The 15888-nt window shown below is 46.9% G+C and carries 14 protein-coding genes; 1 reads left to right on the top strand and 13 read right to left on the bottom strand.

The genetic code is table 11. The features are described 5' to 3' along the window. Positions 1 to 61: 61 nt before the first annotated feature. From DL346_RS08445 to DL346_RS08425, 6 genes are all read right to left on the bottom strand, one after another. Positions 62 to 811, bottom strand: coding sequence for a phytanoyl-CoA dioxygenase family protein (locus DL346_RS08445; protein ID WP_240633065.1), 750 nt, complete (start codon positions 809 to 811; stop codon positions 62 to 64). Positions 812 to 854: 43 nt separating this feature from the next. Next, positions 855 to 2093, bottom strand: coding sequence for a Gfo/Idh/MocA family protein (locus DL346_RS08440; protein ID WP_165822419.1), 1239 nt, complete (start codon positions 2091 to 2093; stop codon positions 855 to 857). A gap of 13 nt (positions 2094 to 2106) precedes the next feature. After that, a complete protein-coding gene (locus DL346_RS28985; RefSeq protein WP_165822418.1) occupies positions 2107 to 3375 on the bottom strand; it encodes a hypothetical protein in 1269 nt (422 codons plus the stop codon). An 83-nt stretch (positions 3376 to 3458) separates the two neighbouring features. Further along, positions 3459 to 4208 carry a sugar phosphate isomerase/epimerase family protein gene (locus DL346_RS08435; RefSeq protein ID WP_165822417.1) on the bottom strand — a complete coding sequence of 250 codons (750 nt, stop codon included), beginning with the start codon at positions 4206 to 4208 and terminating at the stop codon, positions 3459 to 3461. Between the two features lie 47 nt (positions 4209 to 4255). Continuing rightward, positions 4256 to 5059, bottom strand: coding sequence for a phytanoyl-CoA dioxygenase family protein (locus DL346_RS08430; protein WP_112881559.1), 804 nt, complete (start codon positions 5057 to 5059; stop codon positions 4256 to 4258). A 34-nt stretch (positions 5060 to 5093) separates the two neighbouring features. Beyond that, positions 5094 to 5957, bottom strand: coding sequence for a phytanoyl-CoA dioxygenase family protein (locus DL346_RS08425; RefSeq protein ID WP_112881558.1), 864 nt, complete (start codon positions 5955 to 5957; stop codon positions 5094 to 5096). 122 nt (positions 5958 to 6079) lie between these two features. On the opposite strand from DL346_RS08425, the gene DL346_RS08420 reads away from it, so the two are divergent. Beyond that, positions 6080 to 6859, top strand: a complete 780-nt coding sequence (locus tag DL346_RS08420; protein WP_165822416.1) for a DeoR/GlpR family DNA-binding transcription regulator — start codon at positions 6080 to 6082, stop codon at positions 6857 to 6859. Positions 6860 to 6925: 66 nt separating this feature from the next. Here DL346_RS08420 and DL346_RS08415 read toward each other — a convergent pair whose 3' ends face one another. The 7 genes from DL346_RS08415 to DL346_RS08385 all read right to left on the bottom strand — a co-directional run bounded on the left by DL346_RS08415 (position 6926) and on the right by DL346_RS08385 (position 15752). Further along, positions 6926 to 7810, bottom strand: a complete 885-nt coding sequence (locus DL346_RS08415; RefSeq protein ID WP_112881556.1) for a phytanoyl-CoA dioxygenase family protein — start codon at positions 7808 to 7810, stop codon at positions 6926 to 6928. A gap of 91 nt (positions 7811 to 7901) precedes the next feature. Further along, on the bottom strand, positions 7902 to 9968 hold the full coding sequence (locus tag DL346_RS08410) for a type 2 periplasmic-binding domain-containing protein (protein ID WP_133257496.1): 2067 nt from the start codon (positions 9966 to 9968) through the stop codon (positions 7902 to 7904). Between the two features lie 47 nt (positions 9969 to 10015). Continuing rightward, positions 10016 to 11008: a carbohydrate ABC transporter permease gene (locus DL346_RS08405; RefSeq protein WP_112881554.1), complete on the bottom strand. Its 993-nt coding sequence runs from the start codon at positions 11006 to 11008 to the stop codon at positions 10016 to 10018. 20 nt (positions 11009 to 11028) lie between these two features. Continuing rightward, entirely contained in the window at positions 11029 to 11940 is a 912-nt protein-coding gene (locus tag DL346_RS08400; protein WP_112881553.1) for an ABC transporter permease, read from the bottom strand. 399 nt (positions 11941 to 12339) lie between these two features. Continuing rightward, on the bottom strand, positions 12340 to 13395 hold the full coding sequence (locus DL346_RS08395; protein ID WP_112881552.1) for a Gfo/Idh/MocA family protein: 1056 nt from the start codon (positions 13393 to 13395) through the stop codon (positions 12340 to 12342). A gap of 160 nt (positions 13396 to 13555) precedes the next feature. Further along, on the bottom strand, positions 13556 to 14395 hold the full coding sequence (locus DL346_RS08390) for an NAD-dependent epimerase/dehydratase family protein (protein ID WP_165822415.1): 840 nt from the start codon (positions 14393 to 14395) through the stop codon (positions 13556 to 13558). A 136-nt stretch (positions 14396 to 14531) separates the two neighbouring features. Continuing rightward, positions 14532 to 15752: a mandelate racemase/muconate lactonizing enzyme family protein gene (locus tag DL346_RS08385; protein ID WP_112881848.1), complete on the bottom strand. Its 1221-nt coding sequence runs from the start codon at positions 15750 to 15752 to the stop codon at positions 14532 to 14534. Positions 15753 to 15888: the final 136 nt, after the last annotated feature.

The following is a 15888-nucleotide window of genomic DNA, read 5'->3' as shown; positions in this document are numbered from 1 at the left end:
CCTTCTTAAAAAGCCGTTATTGAATTCCAAAATTCCGTCAGAATGTGTAGGCGTGTTCCCCTCAAAATCGCATATTTTCGCGAATAAGAGGCGTCTTAAACCTCAGATGCTCCGGCCCGACAAATGATGCATGATGAACATAGTGGCATACATAGGACCTGCGCCAACGGTTGGTTGACCTGTTGAGAGTGGAAGAGTGGATCAGCAGATTATGAAAGATTAATAGATCACCCTTTTCCATAATCACCGGAATCTGTTTTCCCAGATCGATGCCTTCGGTCTCGTGGGTCCAATGTTCATGTTCGACTAAATCCTTCACTTCGCCATGGGTTAACAGCCCAAGCTTATGGCTTCCCGGGATCACCCAGAGACATCCGTTTTCTTCATCCGTTTTATCCATGGCTATGGAGGCGGCAATCATCGTATTCGGCTCCGTTTTAATATAATAGTAGTCCTGATGGGCGGCCTGGCCTTTTGCCCCCGGCTCTTTGAAGAAATACATGCTTTGAATGCCAACCGCCTCGTCCCCCATCAGCTGGCAAAGCGCCCCCCTGATAATGGGCAGCTTAATCATTTGCAAAGAAAATCCGTCTTGCTTATGCGGATTGAATAAACGGGTGGAAAATCGGTCCTTATCCGTCCAGGTTTTGCCCGGTACCGCCCAATCCGCAATTTCTTTTGCCGAGCGAATGGTATAAATGTGCGCATTAAAGGCATCAATTAAATCTTCACTGCACCCATTTCGGATAATAACGTAACCGTCTTTCTCGTACTGATTGATTTGTTCGTCTGTAAGCGGCCTCATCAACATGCAAAACCACTCCATTCTTTCAAATCTCGCTTTGTCCTAATTATCAAAATGAGTACTCTCCATCGGGATTGAGATACTCCCATTTCGCCGAAGGCGAGCCGAAATCGGGAATGCTCAGCATTTCGCCGCCGCGCAAGCACGATTGATGGGCTACCAATCCGGGAGCGCAATATTTGGCCGCATTCCAGGCATGATTCGGAGGCAGCTTATGCGCGGACACCGATTTCACGAAATCATCCACCAAAAATTGATGCGATCCGGCGTGGCCGTTCCGAAGTCCTTTGAATTCATCCGGAAGTCGATGGACCGGGTGAACCTTAGAAACACAGGAGTAATAGTCCCGTCTCGTATATTGATGCAAATAATCGTGCTCATCGCCGATAGGCGCTTCACTGCAGGCGAGAAGCTCGGTTAAATCCGTGATATCCTCGCTGTTCAGCGATGTCCAGCCTTGGGCATTCGCTTGTTCTTCATAGCTGCCGAGCGTGCCGTAGAGGCTCATGTGGACACTCCGTTCCCCTACGCCAATCCAGCCTACGCGCCGGAATTCATTGATCCGCATGGTGCTGCCGTCGGCCATTCGCATCAATGCGGTCTGATTGCTGAAAGGATTGTCCCAATAATTTGCTCCCGCCTTAAATACTCCGTCATCGTGCTGATCGACATATCCCAAACAAGCAACATGAGTGGCGTAGGTCCCGGTCACCGATATGGCCATGCTGACGGAATGAGTGGGATAATACATCGGGGGAAGACCGGCTGCCTTTTTCCAATTAACCCCGTCAGAATGTTGATAAGCGTCATAGAAGCCGTGAGTCATATCATGAAGATAAGCGGCTTCCGCATGCACGATTTTGCCGAAATCTCCCTTTTTGAAGCGATTGCGGCAATAAATGGCCGACGGGTAATAATAGCTGGTTTCGCCGGTCATATAGATTAAATCCCGCTGTTCCACTTCCTCCAGGATGGTTTGAATATCCTCCAGGCTGGAAGCCATCGGGACGGCGCAATATACATGCTTTCCGGCACGCAAGGCTTGTATCGCATGCGGACCGTGCAGATGACGGTTCGTATAGATAGCGATGGCATCAACGTCGCTTTTGCATAATTCATCGAGGGAAGAGAAGGTCCTGCGGATGTTATATCTCTCCGCGATTTCTTGACGCCGTTCCGGAATCAATTCTGCTACGGCCACCTCCTCCACAAGGGGGTGCGCTTGATACAGAGGGATAAAAGCGCTTGCGAAGCCTGTGCTTCCGACGACGCCGATTTTAAGTCCCATGAATAGATCACTCCTATTTTGGATTCGTATCCCGCGAATTTTTAAGCTGTTGTTGATAATCGAGTTTTTCGGCAGCGAGCGGAAGCGCAATTCCCCTGATCGTTTCCAAATTCTCATCGAACATGGCGGGTGTCCATTTCCTCCCAAGCTGCGCATGGACCACTTCATCCGCCCAATCATAATCTTGGAATAGCGTCATTAATGGATGCTTGACGACATCCCGGCAAAACTCGTATTCCCCGACCTTTCCCGGCCTTTTCATCGCCTTTTCTTCTACTCCGAGAGATAGCCACGCATACCGTACCGCCGGGACTTTGGGGAATACGAAGTTATAGTCCGACACGAATTGGGGGCGGCTTCGCCAGTTGTATCCTTCCGCTTCCAGCGCCGCTTGACCAAGCATGGTATGTCTGATTTCATCCCACAAATGCCTAGCCAAATCCGTATAAAATTCCCAATCCATTCCCTTCTGGGAATAAATAACGCCGGCGATCGTCTCCGCAGCGCCCATTTCTTCCTGCCTTATTCGCATCATGTCTGCCAGAGCTTCTTGATCAGGGTTATCAAATGGGATCCCCATTCCGGTTCGATAGCTGACAGACGGACCCATGGAAGAGTCGCGGATTGACTTTGCAGGCAGAACATAGGGCGTATGTGAGCGGCGCCGGTCCGGAAAAACAAATGATTTATCGCCGTTCGCGTCGAAACCGCCCGCCGTTTGCACGATATCTTTCAGGTAGTCGATATATTGCTCTTGGTCCGGATCCAGCGATTCCTTTGCCTTTAGGTGCGCTATCATTCTCTCCCCCCAGGCCGTTTGCTCCTCCAAATCCCAAATGATCGGCCGAAGCATTCGAACTGTAGGATGATCTACAATTTGTTGTGTCTTCCGGATGTAATCGCGGTAGATTCGCAGCAGCTCTGGTTTCACAAATCCATAGATCAGCACTGAAAATTCCAGATCGCTTCGGACATGGATCAGCTCATCGAAAAACAGCTCCATTAGTGGATCCGAGAGCTTGCCGAGCGAATGGGCCGGTGTCCTAAGTTCGGTTATTCTTATCCTTAGTGCCGAGGCTGCCATGCCATCCTCATAGGCATGGCGCCCGATTCCTTGCTTCAGCTCCCAATCGGCGCGCGCCGGGAGCTGCCCGCAGCCGATAAGCATAAGCTGTTGATGAAAATATAAGAAACGCAGCAGCTTCTTCGCGTTTTCCTTAACACCGTATTCTCCGACCCCGCAGGGATTGGGAAGTCCTGTGAATTTTATTGAATCATCCATCCTATGTAGCCCCTTATGATTCTAGTAGGGTTCAATATCATTAAACAATCTGGATCATCGTCTAAAAATTTGTTCCCTCGCCGTTAAACAATGAACTGTTCCAAGTGCCGCTTGGAGAGACTTAGACATTGTTCAAGATTTTCCATCCAATAGCCTGAATGAGGTTCAATCGCAATGTCACCCTTGTACCCGGCCTCGTATAACAGGGCAATGATGCTGGCCCAATGAATATCTCCCATTCCCGAAGGGACATAACGGAAGTGGGTAATTCCACTTTCATAATTGGATGTACGGTTGAGGGCAATTTCATCTTTTGAGTGAATGTGGGTAATGAAACTGCCGTATTTGATGACTTCCATCCGATAATTCCTGCCCGCTTGGGCCGAGAACGAGGGGTCGTATTTCAATCCGAATTCCGGAACCGCCTCCAGCATAACGTCCCATGATTCCGGGTCCAATCCGCAGCTTTGCACCGCTATCTTAACACCTTTATCCTTGGCAACTTTACAGATCGGTGTCCAAAATGTCTTAAATGCCGCGATAGCATCACGATCCTTATATGTAAGCGGTCCCAAATGCGCGACGTAAACAGCGCAGCCAATAGATTCAGCGAATTCGAAGTCTTTTCTGAACCCTTCTAAATCCGTAGGCGTACTGGTAGAACTAACGGTCATTGCCGAAGGTTTCAGCCCGTATTCTCGCAATAAGCCTTTTACCTCATCCGCCCGCGACTTCGTCACAATCTCCCAATTCACTTCAATCACTTCTATGCCGAGTCGCATGGCTATTTCCATATCCCGCTTGGTAATGAATGACCGAAAACCGATTTTCATTTTCCCAACACTCATTTCTAATTGGATTATTTCAACCCGGATAACGATCATGAACCGCAGTAATGATTTCCTCTAACCAGCAAATATTGCTCGTATTCGGGTTTATGTTTCAAAATGGAACGAGCATTGCAATAATGCAGTACATACGCTCTTCTCTGACGATCCGCCGTTATGTTATTTCCCGAGCGATGAAGCATCGTTCCAGGAAAGAAAACGACTCCTCCCTTCGGCAGTGGACAGGCTATTTCAGGTCGTTTTCTAGCCGAGTGTACCTCCAGATACAACTGCTTTTGCCGAACATCAATCGCCGTCTCATGAGGATGAACCTCTTCCCGCTGGCTTCCGGGAATCACATGAAGACAGCCGTTCTGCTCGTCGACATCGTCCAAAGCAATCCAGACACCGATCAGTGTATCCGGTTCCATCCGGATATAATGCGAATCCTGATGGTAAGGTTGGCCGATCCCTATCTTTCTGGGCTTATCGATGTACATGCTTTGAACGCACAATAGATCGGGCCCGATCAACGAAGCAATGGCGTCGGTAATCTTCTTGCACATGGCATAGTGCCGAAATACAGGATTGCTGACATGAATGCGATGGCCGATTTTGAACAGATATGCCGGATCCGGATTCGTCTGCGAAGCAAGTCCCAACGATACGGCCGCCGGCTCCATCTCAAACCCGTTGCCTTCCTCGAGCGGAATTTTGCCCATTACGATATCCGCTGCGGTTCGGTTAAGTTCATCGCATTCTTCAGATGACAGAAGTTGCTCGATGAGTAAATATCCATTCTGTTTGTAGTGCTCGATCTGGATATCCGTTAAATCATGGTTTTCATCGTGAGACATAAAGAGCCTCCCTTTCCCCTCCGTTTACATTCATTTACTCTCCACGCATTGGACGTATCCGATTAAAGGCAAATGGCTGCGCATTTCCTTCATAACGCGGCCACATCGGCTCCAACAACTGCCTCACATGCTCAGGCCATTCGTTCAAATCCTCCGACATTCGGGCTGTTTTACCCCACCCTGCATAAAAAGCTTGTTCGCGTTCCGATAAAGCCTCCAAGTCGGGAAAATACCACATGGTGATCACTGTCCTGCGTTCTGGCGATTGATTGGCATGGGCGGCATGAATCAGCCGGGCATCCCCTATCAACAAATCCCCCGCTTTCACCGGAACGTCGATTTCATCGGGACGCGATGAAAATGCCGAAGAATCCATATTTTTCCCCGCCCTTAGTTCCAAGGTGTGCGCTTCGCCCAATTCCTCGTGAAACGGGTTGTCGTGCCGGTGCGATCCGGGCAAGACACGAAGACAACCGTTATAGGGGGTCGTATCCACCAGATAATACATTAGAAACAACTGCTGCGGCGTTTCACCGAAGCAACCCGGATCGTCCCAACCGGCATAATCAAAATGCCAGAACAGCCTGGGGCTATGCGGCGGTTTGCTTATAATATGGCCGCTGGTAAATTTCGGATTCGGGAATCCCAATGATGCAAGCGCTTCTAAAGCTTTCGGACAAAGAATCAGCTTGACAAAGAATGGATCCTTGAAAATGTGAATATCACTTCCCATAGACCGATGCGCCTTGATCTCTTCCTCAGTCTGTTTCTTGATCAACTTTTCCGTAGCATCCCTTAATCCTTGCAGCAGCTCATCGTCTAGCACATTCTCGATTACGCAATAACCGTCTCTGATCAATTGTTCACGTTTTACTTTAGCCGTGACATTCCTGTTCATCCTGTCTCACCCTACTTTCTACAGGTAAATGAAGCGAAAACCCTTTATGTGGAAGAAGTTAAATTCTAGTGCTATATTATAGTATATAAAGCGTTTTCAGAATGTTTCGGGAGGGGCGGCCTTTGACTTTTGAAGAGAAAATATATGTCGAAGAAAGAAGAAATAGAATCCTTGAGATTATCCAAAAGAAAAATCGGGTTAGTGTAGCGGAACTTTCCAAAGAATTCAATCTTGGCGAAATTACCATTCGCAGAGATTTGAGCGAACTGGAAGAACGCGGTCTCATTCGCAGAACGCATGGCGGTGCAATTCCAATAGATAACGGCCTTGATGAACCTCCTCTCAAAGAGAGGGAGATGCGTAATCGCAGCCAGAAGGAGCGGATTGCCCAGTTCGTCGCACAACTCATTCGCAATGGCGAGTCGATTATGATCGATGGCGGGAGTACCACATTACAGATAGCCAAGCATCTGAGAATGAAAAAGGATTTGACGATCGTCACGAACTCCATGAGCCTGGCCGATGAGTTTATGAATTTTAATGAGTGCAATGTTATCGTATGCGGTGGTGAGCTGCGGCGCAGCACGGGAATGATGATTGGCTCGATCACCGAACGGACGCTTCGTCTATTTCGCGCCGACAGGGTAATTATCGGAATGTCGTCGATGATGCCGGAAGAAGGTTTATTTACCGTAAATGCCGGCGAAGCCGAGTGCAAGCGGATCATGATGGAATGCGGAAAAGAAATTATAGTGGTTATGGACAGCAGCAAAATCAATAAAGTTTCTTTCAGCTTCGTATCCGATTTTTCAAAAGTGGACAAATTCATAACAGACGACGGGATCTCCGACGATATCGTTACTAAATTGGATCAGGCCGGGGTTGAAGTGATTGTGGTTTAACGGTATGCCGCTCGGATTTAGGCAAATGACAAATAAAACGGGCGGGGTATTCTCCGCTCGCCATTACTATACGCCCAAAGGGGTTTTCCACCAGTCGGCAGGACCTTTAAATGCGGCTTTATCCTCTTCTATCCATTTTTTCCATTTCACCTCATCCGGATCGAGGCAACCGTAGTTGATTCTGCCCTGATCCATCAACCCAAAAACGCCAAGCAACCGAAGCATGCGGCGGTCGTCTCTTTCAGCAGCCTGTTGAATCAAACGCCGTACATTAGGCCCGTCAAAATTGCTATTTGGATGTTTGTACCAGCTGAAACCATACATCCCTCCCAACCAGATTCGATACTTATCCGAAGTATTGTAACCGGCGGAGTGCAGTACACCAGAGAAAACGATCACGTCGCCAGCTTTAAGCGAAAGAACCACTTCATCTGGATGCGGCAAATAACGTTCATGAGGCTGTATTTCGATCGTCTTCCGATGGGAACCGGGAATCACGCGCAAAGGGCCGTTTTCCGCAGTCATATCTTCCAAATAGGTAAGAGCCAGAACTTGACGCGGAATTTGATAATCGGTACCTCTGGGCATAAAATTAAACTGGTCCCGATGCCAGCCGACCACTGCACTCTTGACTGCCTCTTCGGGCTGGGGAGCGAGTCCGTTGAACCCATGACTGCCGATTTGGATGAAGGGTCCCATGATCGATTCGAGAAAATCCAAAAGGATACCGTTCGCCGACATAGATAACATGAGATCCGGAGATCGTTCCACCATGTCCGGAATATTAATATTGTGCGGATGAACGACGTCGCCGAACAGCTCGATCCGATGCTGATGGAAAGCATCCTTCCACTTCGCAACCTGCTCTTTGTCAAAAAGCCCGTGAAAGACGGTATAACCGTTTTCTTGAAATTCAGCCACGTGTTTGGTTAAATCTATTGACTCCGCCATCAATTATTTCAACTCCCCGACGTTCATATCAAAATGAAAAAAAGGGAGAAACAGCAGCGACTGATGCGATTTCTCCCTCTTTTACGCCTTGCTATTGCACGCTATCAATTGCCGGTTTTATGTGTTCATCATAGAGCTTTTTATAACGATCCTGCATAGCTGCCCATTCTTTTTTCCATAATGGGTCATCGTACATTTTCATATAATCGGCATAGTTCGCCTCAAAGTCTCCCGGCTTTCCGGTTATCAGTTTAGCTATTTTAGTTTTCCCGGTTTGGCTGTAATAAGCTTTGTTGGCATCTTGTTTGTCAAAATCGCCCTTAGGGTCAAGATCGGCAAACGACCAGCCCTGTTGCGGATAGTATTTCATGCCCATATCCCTGAAATGTTTGTGTTCTAAAGCAGAGAGCAAAGCTTCCATGTTAAAATCCTCAGTCAAGTCAGGAGGATATACAAGCGCAGGCGCGAGCTCATAAGGATAAAGCATGCTTACCATTTGCGTTTCATGGTTTACATACGGAACGCCATTGTTCGGGTCTCCGTCAATTGCCGCCCGCAGACCGTAATACCATCCATCTTTATCGCTCTTGATCCCGCGAACCGCCCAATCCTCAAGCGCCTTGTATTCCGGTTTGAACCTTCTGTCCGCGCCCGTCCCGGTGCTGAATTCAGGAAGACCCCAAGTGCGCAGATCTGCCGCTTCTTCACTTGAATTCCAGTCAAACCAGTTCAATACTTGCGGCAAATCTTCATCGCTTATATTTGTCGTAATCAGATACATGGCAACACCAGCGTTAAGGCTTGCCGGTCTATACCTTAAATCCTGATATTTGGTAACCAACTCGGAGTTTGGAAAATACGGAATCATTCTATAACCATAAGGGCGATTTTCTTTCTTCACCACGTCGCGAGCCTGTGCGATAGGTCCCCATCCGCTGAAGACCGCTAGCTCGCCGTTGATGATTTTCGCGTTCAACTGGTCGTCCTTCATAATGAAGGACTCCGGATCGACCAAACCTTCATTGTATGCCGTGTTCCAGAATTTGAAGTAATCCTTGTATTCCTGTGTCATCGGCGAGTAGGTCAGCACGCCGTCCTTCTGCACTCTTTCACCCGTTTCCGACCAGAACCATCCCGGGAACGTAAACATCGACCACAGTACGGAGTTGATGTTTGTCGTAGTAGACTGCAGAACGGCCGATACCGGTTTGTTGCCTTCTTTAATGTTCAACTCTTTCACTTTACGCAAATAGTTGAGCATATCGTCCATGCTGTTGATCGGAATGTCGGAGGTCATATCCTCATAGGTCAGCTGGCCTTTCTTTTCCACATACAATTGTCTAAGCTCTTTTTCCGTTCTGGCGTTCGGAAAAATCTTCTTGAGAATATCGTCGCGGAAAAAGGCATTGTACTGATTTACCCAGCCCAAATCCATCAAACGGGTGTCTTGCAAGCCCGGATAAGCCCCAATCGCCCCCCCCATTGGAAGACCATACATTTTTCCGTCCTCGGGATCCTTGTTGGCTTCCATCACCTGATCGAGAGTAACGCCATATTTCTCCAGACGTTTCACATACCTAGGCATCCATTTCTCGATGTCTTCCTTGGTAATGACGTGAAGCTTATTTGCACCCTTCAACAGCTTGTAGTTATCCGTACCAAATCCGGCGCCGCTCGTTAAAATCGAGTCGGGCAGATTGTCGGCCGCAAGCCTCTGCTGTATCGTCGGCCCACCGGCAGTACTGTGTTCGCTGCAATCAAGTTTAACCTTCGTCTTTGCACGCCAGATCGGCGTCAGAACATCCTGTCCCGGAACGTAACTGGTCGTTTGCATGTTGCACACCCCAGTTAAAGTCAATTCCTTCCAGTTTGCCAGCTCGGGCGGATCATCGGAGCTGACGGCATCGCCCGTATTCGTGCTTGTGTCATTCGAACTGCTTGTGTTCGTCGCTGTGTCGTTGTTTGAATCGTTCGTCGCTGCGTTTTTATTCCCGTTTGTATTGTTCGATGTTGCGTTGTTATTGCTGCACGCAGCAATAAGCGAGAGAATGAGTACAATCGACAGAGAGAGAGATAACCACTTGTGTTTCTTACTCATACCTGAATGTACACCCCTTAATTTTTTTATTTGACACAGTGTTGCCGTGCACTGCCCCACTGTGAGCAAACCACAAAGAACCGGTGTCTCGAAGGAGGTTCAACCGTTTAAGCCTTGATTGCACCAACGAGCATCCCTTTGATAAAAAATCTCTGGAAGAACGGATATATGAACAGGAGCGGCAAAGTGACAATAACGAGCGTAGACATTTTCAGAACTTGCGGCGTCGGCTGGGCGGAAACGCCTTGGGCTGCATTCTGTATCGCCGCACCTACCTTCATTGCATCCATAAAATCGGTGTTGCTCTGTCCGAGAGTCACAAGATATAGCCAGTACTGCATGACATACAACGATTTCTTGGTTATATAAAACAGGTTCGACGAGAAATCCAGCCAGGCGGACACCATCACGAAAAATGCCATAGCGGCCAGGATCGGCTTCGCCAGCGGAATAATAATGTGGTAAAAGACCCTGAGGTACCCGGCTCCATCAATCATCGCCGACTCTTCCATCCCTTCGGGCAGTTGTTCGATGAAGGTGCGGATAATGATCATGAAGAAGAAACTAAACGCTCCCGGTAAAATGTAAACGAGAAAGTTATTCAACAATCCGAATTTGGCAATGACCAGATAATTGGTAACGACATTGCCGCCGATGAATAAAGGAATCATGAAGAGAAAGATATAGGTCTTGCGGAATTTCAGATACCGTTTTGATAACGCATAAGCGGCAAGCAGCAGAACGGAAATCGAGAGGAGTGCTCCTAGCACCGCACGGGCAACCGTTACTAAAAAAGATTGAATTAAGTAGGGATTATTCAACGCATACTCATAATTTATCAATGTGAATTTCCGAGGCCAGAACCAGATCGGTCCGGCCATCGCATCATTACCCTCATTTAATGACATGACGATGATATACCAGAATGGATATATGGTTATAGCAATCAACACCAGCATGAACAATATATTTAACGTATCGAAAACTCGCTCACCTGTTGAAACTCGGATTTTATGGCGTTTCCGCACGGCTGGCATTGTATCTACTGCACTTGCATTCGCACTTGCATTCGTTCTTGTATTCGTACTTGCATTCGCCATCTGTATCTGTTCCCCCTAACTTATACGATCGACGTATTGCTGATTTTTTTGCCTACGTAGTTGCCTATCATTAGCAGGATAAAGCTGATTACTCCGCCAAACAGACCGACCGCAGTCGAAATGGAAAACTGTGCCCCTTTTACACCTTGATAATAGATGTAGGTGGAGATGATATTCGTTTGATCCTGAATAACGATGTTCTGCATATTGAACATCTGATCGAAATTGCCGCCGAACAACGAGCCCAAAGTAAAGATCATCAATACAACCGTTGTCGGTACAAGCCCCGGAAGAGTGACGTGAATCATCTGCCGCCAGCGTCCCGCACCGTCGATCGCGGCTGCTTCGTACAAATGAGGATCGATCACGGAAATGGCCGCCAAATAGAGGATTGACCCCCAACCCATCTCTTTCCATACTTGCGTTACAATGAGCAGCGGTAAAAACAATTTCGTATCCTGCATAAAGATAAGCCGTTCCCCGCCAAACAGCGCAACTTTGATATTATTCACGAGTCCGTTCATATCGACGCTGAGAAACATATAAAGCATGGCTGCTACCGTGACCCAGGACACAAAATGCGGAATATAGGAGACGGTTTGGGCGATCTTCTTGAACAATTGATTTCTCAATTCATTAAGCAGCAGCGCCAGAATCAGCGAAGCGGGAAAGCTGAAGATTAGAATGGAGATGCTGTACGTCAACGTGCGAAGCGCCAGGTCGTAGAACCACTGTTCACTCAAGAAAGTTTTGAAATTGTCTAATCCGACCCACGGGCTGCCCAGCCCCATCCAGCCGTCGAACATGCTGTAATCCATAAACGCTACGACATTGCCAAACATCGGCGCATAATTGAACAACAGAGTGAGTACCAACGCAGGTATTAAAAATAAGTGCAGCACATACTGCTTTGAAAATTTGGTGACATTCATGAGTTGAAATACCCCTTTCTTTATCACTATGTAGGTGTTTTTTTAATCATTAAGAAAGTTAACTGCAATCGCTTTCATTCATTTGAACGAGCGTCATCAGGAGAAAGGCCACGGTACACCACCTTTTCTTCCACCAAGTCTAAATGCTGCCTCTTTATTTGTTAGCGTTTTCACAGCAAACTACGTTATAAAACTTTTCTGATTGACTCTATGATTATATATGATCGTATTATGATCATATGATGATCATCATATGATTATTTCTTTTGTATATACAAAATGATTACTTTAGATATCATTAATTAGTTTCGTTTGTGTATAGATGAATAGAACGAATGATGCATCGACCTTTCGCTTTTCCGCAATCCAAGATGTATGGGTTATACCGTGGTCGAGATATTATTGAAAATGCACAGTTTCTCCTGTTTCGGCGGAGCGGTATATGCCTTCGATAATTTGCTGCACCTTAATGCCTTCATCAGCGGTGCATATCAATTCACCTTGTCCGGAGACGGCATTGACAAACGTTTCGATTTCTGATTTGCCGGCATTTGAATCCGGTATGTAAGCTGGAGTAATATCAATCAAAGTTCCATGCTTGTCCTGAAAGATGGAAAGCGGCGAGAAGTTGCAGCCCCCTTCGGTACCGTGCAATGTTATGTTCATGACATCAAGTTCTTTCATATGTCCAATAAAACTCGTTTCCAGCTGAAGCGACGCACCATTCTCGAATATAATCATCGCCGTCGCCATGTCTTCGATGGAAATATTTTTATAGTCCCATCTTCCTCCCCAAGTCGGCGTCAACGGACGATTGCCGAGTTCTTGGTAAGTCACGCCCATTATTGTCTTCGGTTTCGGGTAGCCCATCAAATACAGCGCGAGGTCGAGCATATGCACACCGATATCGATGAGCGGTCCTCCGCCTTGCAGTTCTTTATTCGTAAATGCACCCCAGCTTGCAATCCCGCTTCTGCGAAGAGCGGAAACGCGACCGGTGTAAATGCGCCCCAGTTCGCCGGCATCGACAAAACGCTTTAAAATTTGCGCCTCGTTCGTATGTCTAAAATTAAAACCATAAGTTAAAATTTTTCCGGCCTTATCCGCCGCTTCTTTCATTGCAATCGCTTCTGCACCGGTCATTGCTGGCGGCTTGACGCAAAGCACATGGCAGCCGGCATTTAATGCAGCAATCGTCGCCGGAGCATGAAACTTGTTCGGTGTGCATACGCTAACCGCATCCAGTTCTACATCGGCCAGCATTTCGGCATAATCAGTGAAACCGTATTGAAACCCGAATTCGTCTAGATTTTGTTTCACAATTTGCTCGTTTACGTCTGCGAGCGCAACCAGTTCAACCTTGTCGTTAAGTTTTTTATAGTTGACGATATGCGAGGCTCGTGAGAATCCTCCCCCGCCTATTACGCCTATCCGAATTTTCCTCAGTCCGATCATCTCCTTTCATTAATCTCCCTCTTTATCAGCCTGCCGATAATGCGCCCCGCTTCTGTAGATCACTTCCGTATTCATGTTCCGAATAATTTCTTTATTAAAGGAATTAATATAGTGTTTAAAAAAAATTCTCCGTGGCATTTAGATATTGTAATAGACTTTATTAATCTACATCCCAACGATACTTTGGCACAAATCCAAGGATTTTTTCCGCTTTGGAGCAATCATGAAAACTCTCATTTGCGGTATATTGCTTATTGAGCGGGATATTCGGATAATACAGATCGATCAACTGCTGTGATGGGATCGCTGATGAACTATATTTCGCCATGATATGGAATACCTCATGTCCCTGTAAATCGGCTTCGATGGCAAGACGGAATGCGCGCGCACAATCTCGAATGTCAGTATAGGACCAGAAATTACCACTTGGTTTCAATGAGGTCGTATGTTCAATAAAAGAATCACTTAAATACTCTTCGGGCTTTATAGCTGCACTTATGCGTAAGGAAGCGATCGACATACCAAAACGTTTAGCGATGCCCTTAGCTACCTGTTCTCCTACCAGTTTAGATAAACCATATCCGTCATCCGGTGCTGCCGGGTGATTCTCATCAAAAGGCAAATAAACCGGGTTAATCTTTTGGTGAGCCATGGCAAAGCCCAATGCACAATCACTCGAAGCGATCGCCAGCCGATGAATGCCTGATAAACCGCAGGCCAAGGCTACGTTATAGACACCCATTACATTATTTTGAAACACCTCGCCATCCTGATCATCTCTGGGCCCAGGAATTGCAGCAAGATGAATAACCGCATCACAACCGTTAATTGCCTGCATAATTTGTTTAAAATTCGTAATATCTGCAATCCTATGCTCTATCAGGACATCCCCTTCCCACGAATGCAAATCTATTGCTCTCACCTCATGTTGATGCTCAAGCAACTCCTGTACGACTTTCTTGCCTACTCTGCCGTTTGCACCTGTTACTGCTACTTTCACCAATGGTCTCCTCCTTTAAATGATTTTACCTGTAGCTCGTAAAAAAAAGCAGTTGCGGTCTGGAATAAGATCATAAATTCCTAGACTGGCAACTGCCTTTAATCAACTATGATTCCCGTCAAATTGCGGTTATTGGTCACGACAAGAAGAAGGTTTTATCTTCCTCACGGAGATATTTCGACGCTTTGTTGATGTTAAATTCAACGCCTAGGCCAGGTTTATCCCAAACTGTTATATGTCCGCCCCTAATTAATTGATCCGGCAGCCCATCGACGATATCATACCACCATTCGGGCATGCAAGAACCAAATTCGAAGGCGATGTAATTATCCGGCATGGTTGAACATACGTGCGTCAACGCCGCAATACCAAAGAGTCCGTCGGCTACACCATGCGGAGCCATCATAATTCCATGCAGATCAGCGTATTCAGCAATCCATTTCAATTCCGCGATTCCGCCAACATCCGCCGGGTCAGGTCCGATTACGTTGATCGCATGCGTTTCAATAAGCTCGCGGCAATTTTCACGCAGGTAAAGTTGTTCCCCCGTATGTATAGGAGTCGTCGTATTCATTGTGATATCGCGATAAATATGCGCAAGCGTGTAGGGGGTGAAATCTCCAGCGATGGTGTCTTCCAACCACAAAAGGTTCAGCGGCTCGACAGCCTTGGCCAGCCTTAACGCATCGATAGATGTCATACCGGGGCCACAGTCAACTGCAAGCCCTACTCTATCTTTTATGACGTCTTTGACTCTTGCAATTCTGTCGATACACGAATGGAGTCCTTTTTCAGTAAGCAGTCCACCTATCTTATAAGGAGATCTGTCGTTTGGATCGGGATATGCGTTATAGGTGTAATCGGTTAAGCTGATATTCTCGTGGAAGTGGCCGTGAAACCCGACTCCCATTTTCGCAATTGTAAAGCCTTCTGGCAGTTCGTTAAGCGCAAGGATATTTTCGCCGACTTTTTCCGGCGTATCGGCGATTAGGTGAGGTCGATTTGGATTGACATAGTTTGTGTTATAGACCCGCACTTTGTCGCGAACCTTACCGCCAAGAAGTTTGTATACAGGGAGGCCGGCATCTTTGCCCGCTATATCCCATACCGCCATTTCGATGGCACTCATGATTTTGCCCCAAGGTTTAAAACCGCCGAGGCGGCGCATACGACGCACGACGGAAGCCACGTTCGTAGGATCGCAGCCCTTAATTACTTCTGCAAAAAACGGAATCAATGGCTGTACATAATCTTTGCCATACTCAACCGCGCCATAGCCATCAATACCTTTGTCAGTGACTACTCTTACTACGATATTGGTACCAATAATTGCACTCTTAACGTCTATGATCTTCATTAGATATCCCCCTATTTGATGAGCTATCTTTACAAAGAAATTATTCGTAACCGCTTTCAAATTGTTGTCGCATTTGTAGATCAGCGCCAAATCATGAATTCTTCCGTTACACTTCCCGTATGCTATTTTGTATGTA

This window comes from Paenibacillus montanisoli, assembly GCF_003268025.1.
Taxonomy (GTDB): domain Bacteria; phylum Bacillota; class Bacilli; order Paenibacillales; family Paenibacillaceae; genus Paenibacillus_Z; species Paenibacillus_Z montanisoli.
The sequence above is the reverse complement of the archived record's forward strand: the minus strand, read 5'-3'. Positions and strand labels throughout refer to the sequence as shown.

Bases quoted from the DNA above. Each gene is read 5' to 3' on its own strand.
- DL346_RS08445 (WP_240633065.1), bottom strand. From the start codon at position 811: ATGTTGATGAGGCCGCTTACAGACGAACAAATCAATCAGTACGAGAAA.
- DL346_RS08440 (WP_165822419.1), bottom strand. From the start codon at position 2,093: ATGGGACTTAAAATCGGCGTCGTCGGAAGCACAGGCTTCGCAAGCGCT.
- DL346_RS28985 (WP_165822418.1), bottom strand. From the start codon at position 3,375: ATGGATGATTCAATAAAATTCACAGGACTTCCCAATCCCTGCGGGGTC.
- DL346_RS08435 (WP_165822417.1), bottom strand. From the start codon at position 4,208: ATGAAAATCGGTTTTCGGTCATTCATTACCAAGCGGGATATGGAAATA.
- DL346_RS08430 (WP_112881559.1), bottom strand. From the start codon at position 5,059: ATGTCTCACGATGAAAACCATGATTTAACGGATATCCAGATCGAGCAC.
- DL346_RS08425 (WP_112881558.1), bottom strand. From the start codon at position 5,957: ATGAACAGGAATGTCACGGCTAAAGTAAAACGTGAACAATTGATCAGA.
- DL346_RS08415 (WP_112881556.1), bottom strand. From the start codon at position 7,810: ATGGCGGAGTCAATAGATTTAACCAAACACGTGGCTGAATTTCAAGAA.
- DL346_RS08405 (WP_112881554.1), bottom strand. From the start codon at position 11,008: ATGGCGAATGCAAGTACGAATACAAGAACGAATGCAAGTGCGAATGCA.
- DL346_RS08400 (WP_112881553.1), bottom strand. From the start codon at position 11,940: ATGAATGTCACCAAATTTTCAAAGCAGTATGTGCTGCACTTATTTTTA.
- DL346_RS08395 (WP_112881552.1), bottom strand. From the start codon at position 13,395: ATGATCGGACTGAGGAAAATTCGGATAGGCGTAATAGGCGGGGGAGGA.
- DL346_RS08385 (WP_112881848.1), bottom strand. From the start codon at position 15,752: ATGAAGATCATAGACGTTAAGAGTGCAATTATTGGTACCAATATCGTA.